General features: G+C 39.8%; 13 protein-coding genes. 2 read left to right on the top strand and 11 right to left on the bottom strand.

Going from position 1 to position 17,025, the window contains the following annotated elements; genetic code table 11:
- Positions 1-79: 79 nt before the first annotated feature.
- Complete coding sequence (locus tag NV377_RS08540) at positions 80-1,591, bottom strand: extracellular solute-binding protein (protein WP_258200778.1); 1,512 nt, start codon at positions 1,589-1,591, stop codon at positions 80-82.
- A gap of 155 nt (positions 1,592-1,746) precedes the next feature.
- Here NV377_RS08540 and NV377_RS08545 point away from each other — a divergent pair, with 155 nt between their 5' ends.
- Positions 1,747-4,089, top strand: coding sequence for an AraC family transcriptional regulator (locus NV377_RS08545; RefSeq protein ID WP_258200779.1), 2,343 nt, complete (start codon positions 1,747-1,749; stop codon positions 4,087-4,089).
- Positions 4,090-4,177: 88 nt separating this feature from the next.
- Here NV377_RS08545 and NV377_RS08550 read toward each other — a convergent pair whose 3' ends face one another.
- The 9 genes from NV377_RS08550 to NV377_RS08590 form a co-directional block, all read right to left on the bottom strand.
- Positions 4,178-4,924 (bottom strand): polymer-forming cytoskeletal protein, encoded by a 747-nt coding sequence (locus tag NV377_RS08550; RefSeq protein WP_258200780.1) that lies wholly within the window; start codon positions 4,922-4,924, stop codon positions 4,178-4,180.
- Between the two features lie 3 nt (positions 4,925-4,927).
- Positions 4,928-5,569: a DUF4004 family protein gene (locus tag NV377_RS08555; RefSeq protein ID WP_258200781.1), complete on the bottom strand. Its 642-nt coding sequence runs from the start codon at positions 5,567-5,569 to the stop codon at positions 4,928-4,930.
- Positions 5,570-5,829: 260 nt separating this feature from the next.
- Complete coding sequence (locus NV377_RS08560; protein WP_258200782.1) at positions 5,830-6,027, bottom strand: DUF4177 domain-containing protein; 198 nt, start codon at positions 6,025-6,027, stop codon at positions 5,830-5,832.
- Positions 6,028-6,086: 59 nt separating this feature from the next.
- Positions 6,087-6,806, bottom strand: coding sequence for a metallophosphoesterase family protein (locus tag NV377_RS08565; RefSeq protein WP_258200783.1), 720 nt, complete (start codon positions 6,804-6,806; stop codon positions 6,087-6,089).
- Positions 6,807-7,059: 253 nt separating this feature from the next.
- The gene (locus tag NV377_RS08570; protein WP_258200784.1) at positions 7,060-7,839 is read right to left on the bottom strand and encodes an alpha/beta fold hydrolase; all 780 of its coding nucleotides are present in this window, start codon (positions 7,837-7,839) and stop codon (positions 7,060-7,062) included.
- Between the two features lie 76 nt (positions 7,840-7,915).
- The gene (locus NV377_RS08575; RefSeq protein WP_258200785.1) at positions 7,916-8,098 is read right to left on the bottom strand and encodes a hypothetical protein; all 183 of its coding nucleotides are present in this window, start codon (positions 8,096-8,098) and stop codon (positions 7,916-7,918) included.
- A gap of 94 nt (positions 8,099-8,192) precedes the next feature.
- Positions 8,193-8,687 (bottom strand): pyridoxamine 5'-phosphate oxidase family protein, encoded by a 495-nt coding sequence (locus NV377_RS08580; protein ID WP_258200786.1) that lies wholly within the window; start codon positions 8,685-8,687, stop codon positions 8,193-8,195.
- 197 nt (positions 8,688-8,884) lie between these two features.
- Positions 8,885-9,658 carry an SDR family NAD(P)-dependent oxidoreductase gene (locus tag NV377_RS08585; protein WP_258200787.1) on the bottom strand — a complete coding sequence of 258 codons (774 nt, stop codon included), beginning with the start codon at positions 9,656-9,658 and terminating at the stop codon, positions 8,885-8,887.
- A gap of 64 nt (positions 9,659-9,722) precedes the next feature.
- Positions 9,723-10,460 (bottom strand): SDR family NAD(P)-dependent oxidoreductase, encoded by a 738-nt coding sequence (locus NV377_RS08590; protein WP_258200788.1) that lies wholly within the window; start codon positions 10,458-10,460, stop codon positions 9,723-9,725.
- A 184-nt stretch (positions 10,461-10,644) separates the two neighbouring features.
- Here NV377_RS08590 and NV377_RS08595 point away from each other — a divergent pair, with 184 nt between their 5' ends.
- On the top strand, positions 10,645-11,247 hold the full coding sequence (locus NV377_RS08595) for a TetR/AcrR family transcriptional regulator (protein ID WP_258200789.1): 603 nt from the start codon (positions 10,645-10,647) through the stop codon (positions 11,245-11,247).
- A gap of 163 nt (positions 11,248-11,410) precedes the next feature.
- Here the strand turns inward: NV377_RS08595 and NV377_RS08600 are convergent, their stop codons facing one another.
- The gene (locus tag NV377_RS08600; RefSeq protein ID WP_258200790.1) at positions 11,411-16,753 is read right to left on the bottom strand and encodes an endo-1,4-beta-xylanase; all 5,343 of its coding nucleotides are present in this window, start codon (positions 16,751-16,753) and stop codon (positions 11,411-11,413) included.
- Between the last annotated feature and the right edge of the window lie 272 nt (positions 16,754-17,025).

The following is a 17,025-nucleotide window of genomic DNA, read 5'->3' on the forward strand; positions in this document are numbered from 1 at the left end:
TAAGGTAGCCATAACTTGCACTACCTTACCGCAGCCTATATATCCTACAATTGATTAATGTATATTGCTAACAAACAATTTAATTAAAATAATCAGCTGTATACTCTGAAATTATTTGAGCTCCTCCACTTTTCCTCCATAACTCTATCTTCTCTTTATAACCATTCTCATCAATAGCACCTAATATATAATTGTACGTTGCATCTGAAATGATCCTGTATAGCTCACTCCCATGTTCATCATAAGTCAATGATTCAAATCCTACAGTCGGATCAAGTACAAGAAATTCATTATTATCTTCTATCAATTGTTCAGCATAACTCCACAACTGCTGTTGTTTAGCTACCTCCATAACATTAGGATTACTTAGATCAGCAATCATTAATGAATATAGTGCATTCACTTCCTGTGAACGTAGTGCCGACAGTTCCTCTGATAATATAACTTTATCATCCTCGATGTAATAATGCTTATCTTCAATTCCATAGTGCAATAAGTTAGCTACATCTGCATCCATCGTACGATCAAAAAATCCAAGTACCTTTAATAACTCATCTTCTGTAGGAATGGCTTTCTTTGAAAATAAATATAAGCCATTAAAATTAGGTATGGACCATATACGGTTGCCATTTGGACCTTCTATCCGATTGATCACTGTAAATTCAACCTTGTCATTGAATTGTTTTGCTTCCTCATATAAGCGTTGGACATCAGTCATTGTACCAATATAGACACCTGCTGTCCCGCGTATTAACAACTCTCGTTGCATCTCCTTACTAGTAACTGGAAAATCAACATTGATAAGCTTCTCCTCATATAACTTCTTCATAAACTTCATTGTATTCAAATAGGCATCTGTCTCAAACTCTGGAATAAATGTGTGATCAGTCAGTTCCCAATTATTCGGACTACCAAAATACGAACTTAATGTCTTAAACGCACCATAAATTAAATCATTTCGATCAGTTAAGCCAATGGTATCGTCCTCGCCATTTTGATCTGGATCTCCATGAGTAAACGCATACAATATTTCATAAAGCTCATCTATCGTTGACGGTTCTTTCATAGTTAAATTATGTAACCAATCCTTTCGAATAATGATTCCTTGACGTGAGGATTGACGTTCCGTATACAAACCATATATTTTTCCATCAACCGCTGTTTGCGATAAGATCTCTTGATCCAATTGTTTTAAGTTAGAAAACTGCTCCAGATAAGGACCTATCTCCCAAAACGCACCTGTTCTAATTGAACTTTTTACAGAAACATAATCTGTATATTTTTCAAACATTACTTTTTTATAAGAATTTGTCGTTAAGGCTGTATTCATCTTGTCAGAATATATGCCATCCGGTACCCAGCTTAATTCTAATTTAGTATTTGTTAATTGTTCAAGTAACGCTATACTTTCTTCACTTGGAGAATGAGGAAAATGTAACGGCACCATAATCGAAATTTCAGTAGGCTTTGTCTCCTCCACCTTTGTCGTTACAGAAGTTGCACTACAACCAAATAAAAGAGTCACGATTAATAGTAAGATACCAAGCCTATTCACTATATAGATGAAGTTCAATTGCTTGTGTCTTTTCATTATAATTCCCCTTTATACTTTTGGATTTTTCTGTAAAATATTGTATTGATTATTGCTATACAATATAAATATTGTATAATATGTATGCGTTTACTAAAATAGAGATATTCATATTAATTTTAATATTCATAATAATGTTAAGGTGTTGAGACAATATGCGATCACTTAATTATTTAACAAAAATGACTATATTTGGATGTATACTCAGCACGATTCCCGTGATTTTCATAGGAATTTTCGCCTACATTACGGCGACTAATGAAATTCAAAAAAATGTTAATGAAGGAAAAAGACAGTTAATCATGCAGATTAATTCAAATGTAGAGCAGAAATTGACGACTGTCAACCATACCATGAATCAAATGCTCGCTTCTACCGTTCTTAAACAAGCGATGTCACAATCCTTAGCTGCTTCAGATTTTATGCTTTACGATGATCTTCGTAACGAGATACGCCATATGCAATCCTTTGATATCAAGCTCGAGGATGTTATCCTACTCAATCAACGACATAATTGGCTCATTAAAAATTCGGGTTTATACGAACTGGATCAATATAAATATGCTGATCAGCTAGTAGAGCTAATGAATCTGCCTGAATATACCTCCTGGGTGCTGACTCCATCAAATTTCTTCTATAGTGAAGAGGTTTCAAGAAATACCGCTGTATGTCCTTATAACATTACTCTCGTTAAGCAACTTCCAGCCAATAGCATCGATATGTATGGCCTATCTTTAGCAACTATACCAACCTGCAGCCTACAAGAAATGGTAGAGCAAAATATCGACTCCAGCTCTAATGTGATCGTTTTTGACGATCAGTCCAATATACTAATTCATACAGATCAATCGCTTATTGGACAGCCAATTGAAGCTGCTGGCATTAATTTGAACGAATTAACCGAGATGAGCGGTCAATATGATACACAAATTAATCAAACCGACTCAACAGTTACCTATTACAAATCTAGTACAACAGGCTGGACGTATATGTCTATTTCATCCATTGTCGCTTTAACAGCTGAATCCAACAAAATCGGAATGTATACTCTTTACATTTGTGTAGGAATCATTTTCTTATGCTTTCTATTAGTTTGGCTTGGAACTAAGCAATTCTACAGTCCGATACGCCGTCTTTTACTGCAAATAGGTGGGATTGAACACGGTGAGGGATCAACGCGAAATTCCAATGAATTTCAATTAATTAGTGAGCGTGTCCATTCTTTGTTCCAGTCCAAATCAGAGCTTGAGTTTCAAGTTCAACAGCATCTCCATCAAGTCAGAACTCTCTTCTTTATGAAAGCCTATCAGGGGCAAATTAAAGCCTCTGAAATGCACTCACAACTTCAACAGTTTGGATATTCCTATCAGTTGGAACATTGGAATACGATGGAAGTTATTGCAATCCAAATTGATTTTCATCCATCAAGTAGTCATAATATTCAAGATATCGATCTACTTTTGTTCGCCCTGCACAATGTTTTAGAGGAATTGATACCTACTGAGCAGCGTCTAGCTCCCATTGTATTAGATCAAAGTGTAGTCGTTATCATCGGTACTCCTGAACAAGAATCAGCTATTTTCCATTCCATGCAATATAGCTTAACAGAAACACTCCAGCAACAGATGCAACACATATTAAATCTACAAATTAGTATTGGAATTAGCACACCCTTTCACGAACTTAGTAACATAGGTAATGCGTATCGTGAGGGATTAGATGCATTGAAACATCGTATGATTCTAGGGGAAGGCATTATAATTCAGTACAATCAAACAAATGAAAAGCGAAATGTATTGCAGCTTTTCTATCCGCAGCAGATTGAGAACGAATTAATAGATGCCATTAAAGTAGCAGAAGCAGACCAAGCCAAAGAGCTGTTATCACAGTTTCTTTACAGCATCTTTCAAAGTGATCGTTCACCGCAAGAATTCCAATTTCCACTCACTAGATTACTTAATAATTTAGTAATCACAATGCAAGAATCGGGGATTACGTTAAAACAACTAGATCATCAAGGTTCATTACTAGAACAGTTGCTTAGAATACAGCATAAACAGGAAATTGAACGTTGGTTCTGGAAGACCGTGATTCATCCGCTTGTTACCATTTATCGGAACCGGCAGGACACGCAATATCATAATTTATCCGAGAAAATTATTGATCTTGTGCAGCAACACTATGATACTGACCTCACACTAGAGGAATGTGCATCTCGCTTGCATTATAATGCAAACTATTTAAGTGGTGTATTCCGAAAGGAAACGAATGTTTCATTTAGTGATTACTTAACGATGTATCGATTTAAAATGGCTAAAAAGTGGCTATCAGAATCCAATATCGCTATTAAGGACATTGCTGCAAAGCTTCAATATAATAACTCACAAAACTTCATTCGCTCGTTCCGAAAAATAGAGGGCATGACCCCAGGCCAATATCGTGATAAATTCAAAACTACTGAGGAACGCATCGACAAAGGGGATACATTTACACAATAATAACCTAAACGGACTCACCTTTAATAAAGTGAGTCCGTTTGTTATTTATCGTTGTACTAGAATCTCTAGTTATCCGAGTACACTATACTTATACTATCCGCTTTACTTGATCCACTATCGCATTAGGATGTATATCAACTGTTTCTGTATATTCAATTAGTCCAATTATGCATCCTGATCCAATCTCCACTCGACTTCCCCTAACAATTCCTACTTTACTCCATTCAAGAGATACATCAGTAGCCTCAATTTGTGCAGATTGTAGTCTCCACATATCACCGTAACCAAATTTATCAAATAACGATCTAAAAAGATTAGATACGATGTTCAGTCGACTATATTTAACAATAATCTCATCGCCACCAATCTCGTGGGCAAAACATCTACCACTCATATTAACTTTAACTTCGCTGGCATTTAACAAACCCTTTACATGAAAACCACCAGAAGTATTGAATGACTCAGCCTCGATATCACCATTAACATGCATACTGCCGTTATTTTTAATTTCTTCCGCTCGTATATCTTTTTTACAACTCATTGATCCATTAGAAGTAATTATACGACCATGTACATGACCTTTAATTATACTAGAACCTGAAGATACATACCTATTCGTATTAATATCACCATCAAACTTTGCTGAGCCATTTACAGTTACAGATTCGGAAGATACATGTCCGTAAAAGTGCGCAGATCCTGAAATCTTTACATCTAATGCATTAATATCACCATTAATATTACTAGATCCAGAAATAGTGATATTATCATACAATCCACCAGCTAATTGCCCGCTACCACTAATAACAGCATTTCCTTGTCGTGATTGTTCCATGAACTATCCCTCCATAACCTTTTGTAATTTCTCGATTAAATTCTTCGTCCGTTCTGATAAATCATATTTTTGTACGAAATGAGAGTATTGATCAAGATAATATCGACTGGGATTATCAAGCATCATATATTGAAGTATTGATTTTCTTCTGTAAATAATAACTTGCAGATCAGTTCCTGTTAGATCCTGCGCCCACTGCCTCGCAGTAACAAGCCATTCTTCACTCTCTTCCTCAGACAAGCTAAGATCCTGCTTCATCGTATCGAATAACTCAATCAATAATAACTCTTGAAAAGTGAAGCGGTGCTTCCCCCAACGTTGGATGCATAGATCAGCAACTTCAGACTTTATATCAATTGCATCTATAATATCCAGTAGCAAGTATATCCGATTAGCGCTGATAGGAGAAAAGAGTACCGCCATATCGTCTAATGAATGAGTGTCCTTCTTCGCTAAAATTGCATGAATTCGTTCTAACATTCTTCGCTTAGGAAAAAACGTCTCTTGACCGGTAAAAGCAGATTGCTTCATAAACCATTCATCAGGGATTAGACCTTGTCGTTTCCAACGATACAATTGTCCATAAGAAATACCTGTCTCCAAGAGCAGATCCTTCTTAGATATCAATTCCTCCTGATTATTCATCAAATTCCCCTCGTTCCAACTTCGTAACAATGTTACGTTTTAATTTGTTTTTATCGTAACATAACATTGTTTTACTGTAAATAGTATACGTGACTACTCACACCAAAATATAATAATTGATGCTGAAATCCAGATATATCCTCTATAGAAAAAGACAATAGAGATACCCAATTAGTAGACACAACATCTATTGAGGGATTTCTATTGTCTTTATGAATTTAGTTAGATAGCTCATTGTTTTCACTCGTTCAGTATCTTTTCTATCCTTTTCTTCTCTTGAACATAATAATTATTTCCCTCGATGCCCCTTGTGCTTGACTGGTATCGAAGGATGATGCTAGTTCCCATCCATCTCGTCCAAATCTATTCAATTCGTCTTCCAATTCTTCTTCATCGACTTTACCACCGAAAAATCCCCCAGTGCTGAGTTTTAAAGTTTTATACTCCCATTGTTCCATATGTATTACCTCCACTTTCACTTGTAATTATTGATAGTATTTTATTGAAGTCTATTTAATTACTCAATATTAGATCTATTTACTATACTTATCGTTTCATAAGTTCCATTCTCATATATTAAACCGTTTAACTGTAGCCCAAATGCACATCCACCATCTATACCTATCTTATCCTCACTAAACCAAACATCCGCTTTTCCATGGATATCAATTACCTTTGTATGCCCAAATACTACTTTCTTATCAAGGCTTGTAGGGTAATATAAAAATTCATCTTTTATGTACATAAACTCATAATCTGATTGTTCTTTCCAGTTACTATACTTTGGATTAATACCTGCATGTACATAGAGATGTTTATCGTCCTCATAATACAATGGTAGGCAACGAAGAAAATCAATATGATGACTATAATTTTCAGAGATTATAGAAATAGCTTTATTCATATCAATTTCATTAATCTCATTTTTAGCATCGCAATAACTATGAATAGTCTCTATACCGCCATGTTCAATGAATTTAGTTTGTATGGAGTTATCATGATTACTAATTAGATCAACTAATCTTTGATCATGATTTCCACGTAATGCAATCGCACCATACTCTTTAACTAATGAAATGACTTTATCAACAACATCCTTACTATTTGGACCTCTATCCACATAATCACCAAGTAAAATTAGCTTGTCTTTATTAGGATTAAACTTTATAAAATCTAACATTTGATTAAATGGTTTAATGCAGCCATGAATGTCACTAATCATAATAATTCTACTCATAAGTTACCTCCGACTAATAAAAAATGGTAAATATTACATCATTAAAATTACTATAGCACTTCAATTAAACTATGTATATGCTATAACTGTGTAGTCATTATCACTGATTAGCGCTATGTCCGATATACCTCACCACATACAAATAGGTCGGATCCACATAAAAATGTGGACTACCGACCTTAGACTTAGCTCTGTTGAAATCGCTCCGTTGCTTGTAATGCCGAAATGCTATCCTTTACTGGAGTTGATATCACTATATAAACTCCATCAATAGCTTGTTAAACTTATTTCGTTCTTCATAGAATGTCGCATGACCACTGTATTCAAAAGGAACAAGCTTACTATTTTTAATCAGTTTATTCGTTTCTTCCGCATTAGCAAACGGTACAACTTGATCATGGATACCGTGAATAATTAGTGTAGGAACCTTTATTTTTTCAAGGTCGTTATACACATTCTCATCTCTCAATGTATCCATAATGGCAGCGGTAGACCAACTGGCAGCCTGTAATCCTAATTGAAAGAACCAATCGGATAATGGAGGCGTAATGTATTGAAAGAAAAATATATCCGTTAATTGTCGCAACATTTTCGGTCTATCATTAAGTGTTTCTGTAATGAAGTTATTTGCAGTATCTGCTGATAATGCGTGTGGAGACTGTGCGTCAATAAGTACTAGTTTAGATACTCCATAACTTTGATGTTTCGCCATATAGCGGATACAAATTGCTCCACCTGTAGAATGACCCGCCAAGGCGAAGTCTTTCAACTCCATAGCATCCACTACTGCACGAATATCATCAGCCAGTCTATCAAAACTATATCCAGTAAAGGGTTTATCAGAATTTCCAAAACCTCTCCAATCCATGCCTATACAACGATATCCCATTGCAGGAAGAATATTATATTGATATTCAAACTGTTTATGACTTAAAGGCCATCCATGTATGAAAAGAATCGTTTTCTTTCCCATTGGATTAATATCTTCGACATACACACTTACACCCGGCTCTACAGTTACAAAGTTCCCCACGCTAATTCCTCCGATATAGTTACTTATATTAACTAATAAAAGTAACTTATTCATTACAGAAGAATTAGGTGAATACCTAATTCCAAGCAGATCGTTCGCTTACAGGATTTCTTTCAGTAGAATTATCATCAATTCCTAATTCAGTAGCAAACTCCTCGTTCGTAATTTTGAGACTCTGATTGATATGACTCTTCTTACCTTTATTTTTTATATCAGAAATATCTTTCGAATCCGTATGGTTTAATTTTTCACTTGACATTGTTAATCCTCCTCATAGATCTGCTTTGCAAAATATAGAAGTTATATTAAACTCTTTAGTTCTATTGTCATATACGAATGAAATCAATTCTCTTTTAGTTACTTAGATCGACAACCTGGTTAATATCGTTTTCCTCGGACTTATTACCAGTTAGCTTATTTATAAACTGCTTTACTACCTTAGTCCAGTTACCCATATCCCAATACTCTGCAGTGTCTGCTTTAACTTTGATTAATATTAGATTAGGGTCATCACTAGTCGTCTTCAACATCTTTTCATAAGCAATATTCCAGAATTCTTTTATCTTGTCTTTGCTATCCACTAATTCAGCTTTTCCTCGTATCGAAACATAAGATTTACCTACATATGCTATATTCACATTCGGATAGTTAACAAGTTCATCATATACATTGGTGTCTTTCATTGTCATAAACCATAAATCTCCATCAAATTCAACCTCTTGAGTCTTCATAGGACGTGACACTAAGCCTTGCTCCGCAACCGATGTTAGCATGGCTATATCGATTCCTTTAATTAATTTCCTTACCGTTTCAATTGCCTCCTGATCTAATTCATGTGTATTTGTCATATTCAGCACCTCATTTTTATATTGCCTGATTATCTGTTATCATTCGCAGAAATGACAGAACCTAAACATTATAATTGTGTAACTTAAAACCATTTATGTACCCTCCTTTTTTCAATATCATCTCTAAATAAAAAATCAATCCACAAAAAAATAGCCACTTCAATAAGTGGCTATTACTGTAATGCATATATTAAATTTTACTGCCCTAATTGACCGCCATCCACCGTGTAAATCGATTGAGATACATATGAAGCGTCATCAGATAGCAAAAAGACTGCTACATTTGCTACTTCTTCTGCTTCACCATATCTTCCCATTGGAACTGCGGCACCAAATGCTTTTCTTGCACCTTCGCTATCCTGAGGCACCGTATTTTTCTCAATTTGACGCATCATACGGGTATTGATTACACCAGGTGCCACTGCATTCACTCTAACTCCAAATGGAGCTGTTTCCAATGCAACTACTTTAGTCATTCCCATTACAGCATGTTTGGAGCTATTGTAACCAACAAATCCAGGAGAACCCATTAAACCTGCACCTGAAGAAGTGTTTACAATACTGCCGTACCCTTGCTTCTTCATGACAGGAACAACATATTTCAGTCCAAGAAAAGCGCCCTTAACATTGACATTAAAGACTAATTCGAAGGTCTCAGTTGGATAATCTTCAACATTAGCAGTAATTCCTTCTGTCCCTGCATTATTAAAGAAACCATCGATTTTCCCGAATTTTTCAACGGTTGCGTCGACATACGCTTTGACATCTTCTTCTTGAGCGACATTTGCTTGAAGAGCAATTGCTCTTGATTCATCAAGGCCTAGTTCAGAAATAACTTTTTGAACAGCATCTAAGTTTAAATCGACCAAAGCAAGCTTTGCTCCTTGCTCTGCCAACTTTCTCGCAGTAGCACTCCCAATTCCACCAGCTGCTCCAGAAATTATAATTACTTTCCCATCGAAATTCCCCATGTTATATATACCTCCCGAGATATAGAATTATGATTTTGAAGATAAGTTAAGTTCGTTAATGTGATTATTGCGCTGTATATCCGCCGTCAACCGTTAAGCTATTTCCAGTCATAAATGATGAATCGTCACTAGCCATGAAAAGTACGGCTTTTGCCATTTCATCGGCATTGCCGAGGCGTTTCATCGGAGTAAGCCCGGCTAATACTTGCTTGCTTTCTTCAGGAATAATTGGAGTGTCAATGAATCCTGGGCATAATGAGTTAACACGAATATTTTGTTCTGCATATTCAAGAGCAAGTGAACGCGTCAAATTAATTACGCCACCTTTTGCTGCATTATAAGCTGCAGATCCTGGTGAACCAACCCAACCGTACATAGAAGCAGTATTTACAATCGTGCCTCCACCCGCTTTTAACATTTCACGAATTGCTTCACGCGCTACCAAGAAAACTCCATCCAAGTCCACATTTACTGTGTTACGCCACTCGGAGTATTCTAAATCATGAGAAGAATGAACTCGTCCAATTCCTGCATTGTTGAATACAGTATCAACTTTTCCGAAAACTTCGATCGTTTGTTTGAAAATCCCTGCTACTTCTTCTTCGCTAGTAATATTTGCTTTTATAAATAGAGCTTCAGCGTTAAGCGCTTTTAGCTCTTGCTCAAATGCTTTCCCTTTTTCTTCATTTAAATCAACAATTACCACTTTTGCTCCTTCTGAGACGAATAAACGTGCTGTTGCCGCACCGATACCAGAAGCTCCACCAGTAATTACAGCTACTTTGTTTTTCAGTTTGTCCACAATAGATTCCTCCAGTACAATATTTTCAATAATATTATTTGCATTTAGCTAAATAATATAAGGATATTTTGTTAACAACTTAATTGTACTATTCTGTTCACATTTAACAATCATTAAAGGATCAGCAAGTGTCTATTTAATATACACTTATATCAAAATTGTCTTTTTACAGGGAGGTCTTTTCATGAACAATGAACAAAACGTGACATCTCAACGAAGAAACCGAACAAAAGATCACATAAAAATAGCTTTCATAAAACTCATAAAAGAGAAGGGTTACCATTCTATCTCTATAAAAGACATTGTAGATTGTGCCGCTTATAACCGCAGTACCTTTTATGTACATTACCAAGATAAAATAGATCTATCTGAAGATTTACTTACTTCTATGATTCAAGGGTTGGAAGATTCAGTAGGCAAACGATATGTTCCAGGACAAACCATATATACGGATAAACTAGATATACCTTCGTTGAATATCATTGCTTACATTTATGATCATAGGAATTTTTTTGAACTTATTAAAATTAATGATACATTACCAGGACTACACACAGAATTCCCTCAATCGATCTTAAAAATCTATAATGAACAATTTATATTCGAAACGATCAACCAAATCCCTGTCAATATGGATTATTTCAAACGTTATACAGCCTACGGCTTTTATGGGCTTATTTTGAATTGGATTCAAACTGATTTCAAAGAGTCTCAAGAGGAATTTATTCAGGAAGTGATTGATTTATCGAAAACACATATGTACTCGCTTAAGTACATCGGAAAATAATAAGAACTTTTTACTTAAAAATGCTAGGAGCGATGGTCATTCCTAGTAAAGAGCTTCGTAGTACGATCGTCTTCGTTTTTGGATCTTCACAACAAGGAAGCCTCTTATAAACCGCTAGGTTTACAAGAGGCTTCCCGTCTGTTCAAGTTATCCTGGTTCGTGACTAGTGCACTCTTTGCAACAAATGATTCAGGATGACTGCCGCTTGCGCGCGAGATGTTGCTTGTTGCGGCGCAAAGGTACCATTCCCCATACCACTGATAATGCCTGCTTTCTGCATGGCTGCTACTGCTTCTTTGGCATATGCTGCAATCGCAACATCGTCTTTGAACGCAACGGCTGCTACCTCGTCATGCAGAGTAATGCCTGCTGTCTTTAATGCACGGTCAACCATTGTAATCATATCCTGACGTGAGAGCTTGTTATTGATTCCTAAGGTTCCGTCCGGCAATCCCGCTATAATGCCAAGATTCTGGGCAGAAGCGACGGCTTCGTAGTACCAGGAGCCCTCCTTCACATCGCTGAACGTACTCGTTGCATTCGGTTGTACCAGATCCAACGTGTGAATGAGCATCTGAATGAATTCCGCTCTTGTTACCTCGCGATTAGGTGCGAAGGTTTCTGCTGATAAGCAGTTCACAATTCCGCGTGCTACTAGGGCATTGATGCTTTCTTTCGCCCATGCAACCGAAGAAGTATCTCCAAAGCTGACATTGACGAAAGCTGCCGCATATTTACTGAAGTGCTTGACTCCAAACTCAACCAATCCAGTATCGGCATTGTATCTACCGTTTTTGACAACTTCCAAATTGCCGGCATCGGACATATAGTAAATCACAATTTGTTCCGCGTTTTCGTCAGGCTGTAGCGTATATGGCAACGATAGGTAGACCATTTGACCAGTGCCAAAGCTGACGATATTCTCTCCACCGACGCTCAGGTTAAAGTCAAGTACCGTGTTCGTGCCAACCTTCGCGCGTTGTACGTCTGATAACTTGCTGTTATCTACTATACCTATATTGAGTTCTACGTCAGCTCCTTCTTTGTCTAACAAGGATATCGGAAGTTTCACCGTAGCCAGATCAGATACAACTTCAATCTGACTAATGTTTGAAACCTTCGCCACTTTCATGAGATCGGCTGGAATCGTGATCGACAGCAGCTTAACCCCATCCTCAGCTTTCACTATAACCTTAATAGTTCCAGCCTTGGCTTCGGAGATAGCCTTGTTCATTGCGGACGAATCGATCGTCACTTTTGCGTTGCCATCAGTTACTGCTCCTGATCCGCCTGTATTAACCGGTGGCGTTACAGTCCCATCACCGCTGTTACTCTTTGTTGTGGCATGAACTGCTGCAGATTTTAACGATTCACCTTTCTCATTAACCGCTGTTACCTTATAGTAGTAGGTCGTCCCCGCTCTTAAACCGGTATCATCGAACCTGTTGTCTGTCACCGCTTCCTTATTGATTTTGACATATTCGCCATCATTCGCTGTAGCTCGGTATAAATTGTAGGAGGCGGCGTTCGTTACTGTCTCCCAGCTTATTTTTATCCTGCTGCTTCCGTCAGCTTGTGCAGTAATATTTGAAGGCGGCGTTGTAGTATCATTACCTGTACCTGGATCGGAGTGCAGATATCCTTCTGGATCGATTACTGCATAGTATGCCTGCTTAGCGGCAAATGCTTTGTCAAAGAGCAAAGGGCTGCCTGAGGCACGCCAGCTCTGGGAATCCGCCTTACCCCAGATCGTAATACGTTCGATGCTGCTCGCGTACTTCTTGTAAATCACGAACAACTGGGCATATAGCTCAGCCTGTTTAATTTCCTCATCCTTTGTGAGTGTACCCTTTGAAGGAATATCCAACTCAGAAACGCTGACCTTCACGCCCGCTTTTACAAAACGCGCGATGGTTGCTTCTACGGTGGCTGGATTCAGGTCCTGAATCCAGTAATGCGCCTGCATACCGATGCCTTCCACTAGCAAACGTCCGGACTCGGTATTACGATCATCTACTTTCCACTTCTCGTTGAGATCCTCGGCCATTAATGCCATTGCTTCGCGTTTCCATGCTTCGGTTTCGTTGTAGTCGTTGTAATACAATGTAGCATTGCGGTCAGCTAGACGTGCCAACACAAACGCATCATAGATATAGTCGGCTCCGCTCTCTCCCTTGCTCTTATCTGCACCATTTTCATAGGCAATGTACCAAGGAGAAGACTTGCGAAGCACAGTTTTCCAGTCCGTAGGAATGCCCGATCCACCATCAAAGGCCTCGTTCACCACATCCCAGGATATAACTTTGTCCTTGAAGTGCCCAGCGACATTGATGATATATTCCTCCATATTCGACTTAGCCTCTGCACGGGTAAGTGCCTTGCCGTCCGCACCCGAGGTCAGCCACGCAGCCGATTGGTCATGCCAGACCAGTGTATGACCATGAACCTTGATGTTATTCGCCTCAGCCCAGTTCACCAGCGTGTCGGCATTTGTGTAGTTGTATACTCCCTTTGCAGAGCTCAAATATTGCGGCTTCATGTCATTCTCGGGAGTCATAACGTTGTAGTGATGCTTATACATAGTGGTAATATCAGCATCCGTCGTCTGATTGGCGTTCATGATGTTGCCAATAAGGAAAGAATCCTTATATGTGTCCGCGATAGAGGCTAGCGTAAGATCCCACTTAGGGATAATAACCTCCTGCAATTCGCCAACCTGACTTATGACTATATTGTCTATGCGCCATACATTGGCATGTTTATCCGCATCGTTGACAACCAATCGGAAATCGATCGTATTCAGCGGTTTTTCCATCAACGGAGTGAGGACATTTACCTCTTTCCAATGGCCAATAGGCAAGGTGCCGACATTGCTTGGAAGCTTGTATGCACTACTGCCATATTCCCCATTAAGTACTATGCCAGGCCCGGTAAGCGTACTCTTGCCTTCGTTGCCGGCAGCCGGGGCGTAGAACCAAACAGAAATATTATAAACTCCGCCGGCAGGTAGAGGTTCGCTAAGCGTCAGCCGAACAGCGTTATCGGCGCTAGTATAGCTTGTGCCATTTATGTGCGTGACCGTCAGAGCGGTGTCGTCATTCTTCCCCGCACCGGCTTCTTTCACCCACTCAATCTTCGAGGAAGCAGCTGCAGTGAAGAGGCTCTCTTGCGCCGACTTATCGTCGAAGTTGAAAGTAAGTAACTGCTTCATCTCTGGCTCCTCTGGTTCCTGTTTCGGCTCTTCTATCCCGTTCGGCCAATTGACAAGAAGCTTATCGGGTGAACCGTCGGTACCAATCTTCTCCACTTCGATCGAGTTGATCAAGAAGTTGCTGCCGCCGGCACCGCCACGGATGGCGATGTTGCCAATCAGGCCCTCTTTAGGCTGAGATCCGTCCAGCTTTAGTTCAGTGACTAAACTGTAGGTTTCTCCATTCACCATGCCGCTATTGAAGTAGGCGGGAATTGCGGTAGCTACTTGGTTGGCAGAATACTGGTGATCATTGACGACCTCGCCGTCTTTGACGGTGTAGCTACCGTTGGATTCATCTTTGAGCCAACGCACACGTATGGCACTTGTGCCCATCGAGGTGTAGTTGACGGTGATACGATATGTCGCATCTTTCTCTGGGGTGAACGCCACTTTGCCGTCCGCTCCCGCCGTCGACCAAGGCCACACATTGGCGTTATTACCAAGAATGATGTTCGCGCCGGAATAACCATCTCCATTATTCGTGGCGTAAACATGGACGCCTTCCGTTCCGGCTTTCGGGATTTCGTTCGGCCAATTGACTAGCAGCTTATCGTCCTTGCCTTCAGCGCCTACCTTCTCGACCTTGATCCCGTTGATCGAGAAGCTGCTACCGCCGGCACCGCCACGGATAGCGATGTTGCCAATCAGACCCTCTTTAGACTGGGATCCGTCCAGCTTTAATTCAGTGATTAAGGTGTAGGTTCCGCCATTTACCATGCCACTGTTGAAGTAGGCGGGAATTGCGGTAGCTACTTGATTAGCAGAATACTGGTGATCATTGACGGCCTCGCCGTCTTTGACGGTGTAGCTGCCGTTTGATTCATCTTTGAGCCAACGCACACGTATGGCACTTGTGCCCATCGAGGTGTAGTTGACGGTGATACGATATGTCGCGTCTTTCTCGGGTGTGAATGCCACTTTGCCGTCCGCTCCCGCCGTCGACCAAGGCCACACATTGGCGTTATTACCCAAGATGATGTTCGCGCCGGAATAACCGTCTCCATTGCTTGTATCATATACATAGACTCCGTCGATGTGCTTCTTCTGCTCCGGTTCCGGCTCATTCAAAATAGGATTCTTCTCTAGATACGTGTTGGGATCTAATACTGCCACTAACGCTTCTTTAGCAGTTATTTCCGTTCCGTTGGGCGCGTTGAAGAGAAGCGGGAAGCCACCAGCCTTCCAACTGTCCTGGTCATTTGATCCCCAGATCGTCACGCGCTCAATGACCTTCGGGTTGCCAGTGTTATTAGCCGTACCAGCGGCGTACTTCTTGAAAATTTGGAACAACTGCGCATATTTTTGGCCCTGCGCCACGGCATCTTCATGAGAGAGGGAACCCAAATTTGGCCATTCAATATCCAACTCGGTGATGCTAACGCTCACGCCGGGCAGCGTCGCGAATAGTTTAATTGCCTCCTCCATGTCCTCGGGTTTCGCGTTCTTATTCGCATGCCCTTGTATACCGATACCTTCAATCAAGGGTTTGCCATTTTCACGAGTTTTGGCGTATTTTTCGTTGATGTCCTTGACCATCTCGTAAACAGTTTGGGCCTTGGCTCCGCTAAGGCCGAAATCATTATAGTATAGCTTGGTGTCCCAACCGTTCTCGTCAACGACATTGGCCGCCTCCAAGAAAGCGAGTTCAACCCATTCCGAGCCAAGAGCCAAGGACCAGCCCTCCCCTTTATCCAAAGAGGCTTTCCAATTGGTCGGGTTCGCGGTGCCAATGGCTTCGTTGACTACGTCGATGCTATGAAGATCTTCGCCGTATCGGCTGAGGACAGTGTCTATATGGGCATTAAGATTTGCCTTGGCGATCTCCGGGTCAAAATTGGGTGCGTCCCACATCCAGTTAGGTGTCTGCGAATGCCACGCGAGCGTGTGCCCAATCAGATTTATATTGTCAGATAAGGCAGTAACATCGCTCAGTAAGCTGTCCAGGTTGTTAAAGGTAAATGTGCCTTTGTCCTTCTGCATACTTTCGGGCTTCATCTCGTTTTCGGGTGTGTACGAGTTGAAATGGTAAGCGATGAGGTCCGACCTGGAGCCAGTCAAGGCTCCGACCGTACCGACCATGAAGTAATCCTCGTATACGTCCTTAAGCGGCGTGTATTGATCATAATTCAGTCCTGCGGTAGTAACCTCTGATTCGGATATAGAATCCTCCGCGGCAGCCGTTGGGGAGATGGCGGATGAGAAAACCAACGCAACTATGAGTACTAGAGAAAGGTACTGTTTCAAATTTCGCATGATTGATATTGCCTCCTTTTCTTATATTTTTCAAGGTAATTTCGAGATTTCCCGGGATGGCCGGACGGTGCTGTCACCACAAAGTACTCGTATTCCAGATTCCTCCTGTTCATTGAATGTCTTCTTCTTTGCATTGTTAGCCATTGACAATATATATGAATGCGCTTACATATATATTATTTTACTCGCCAATATAGCATCATTCTTCAGATATACTGCTTTATTCTTCTCAAATATAGCGATGTTTCAATTACTATTATACATTTCGCTCG

This window comes from Paenibacillus endoradicis, from assembly GCF_024721975.1.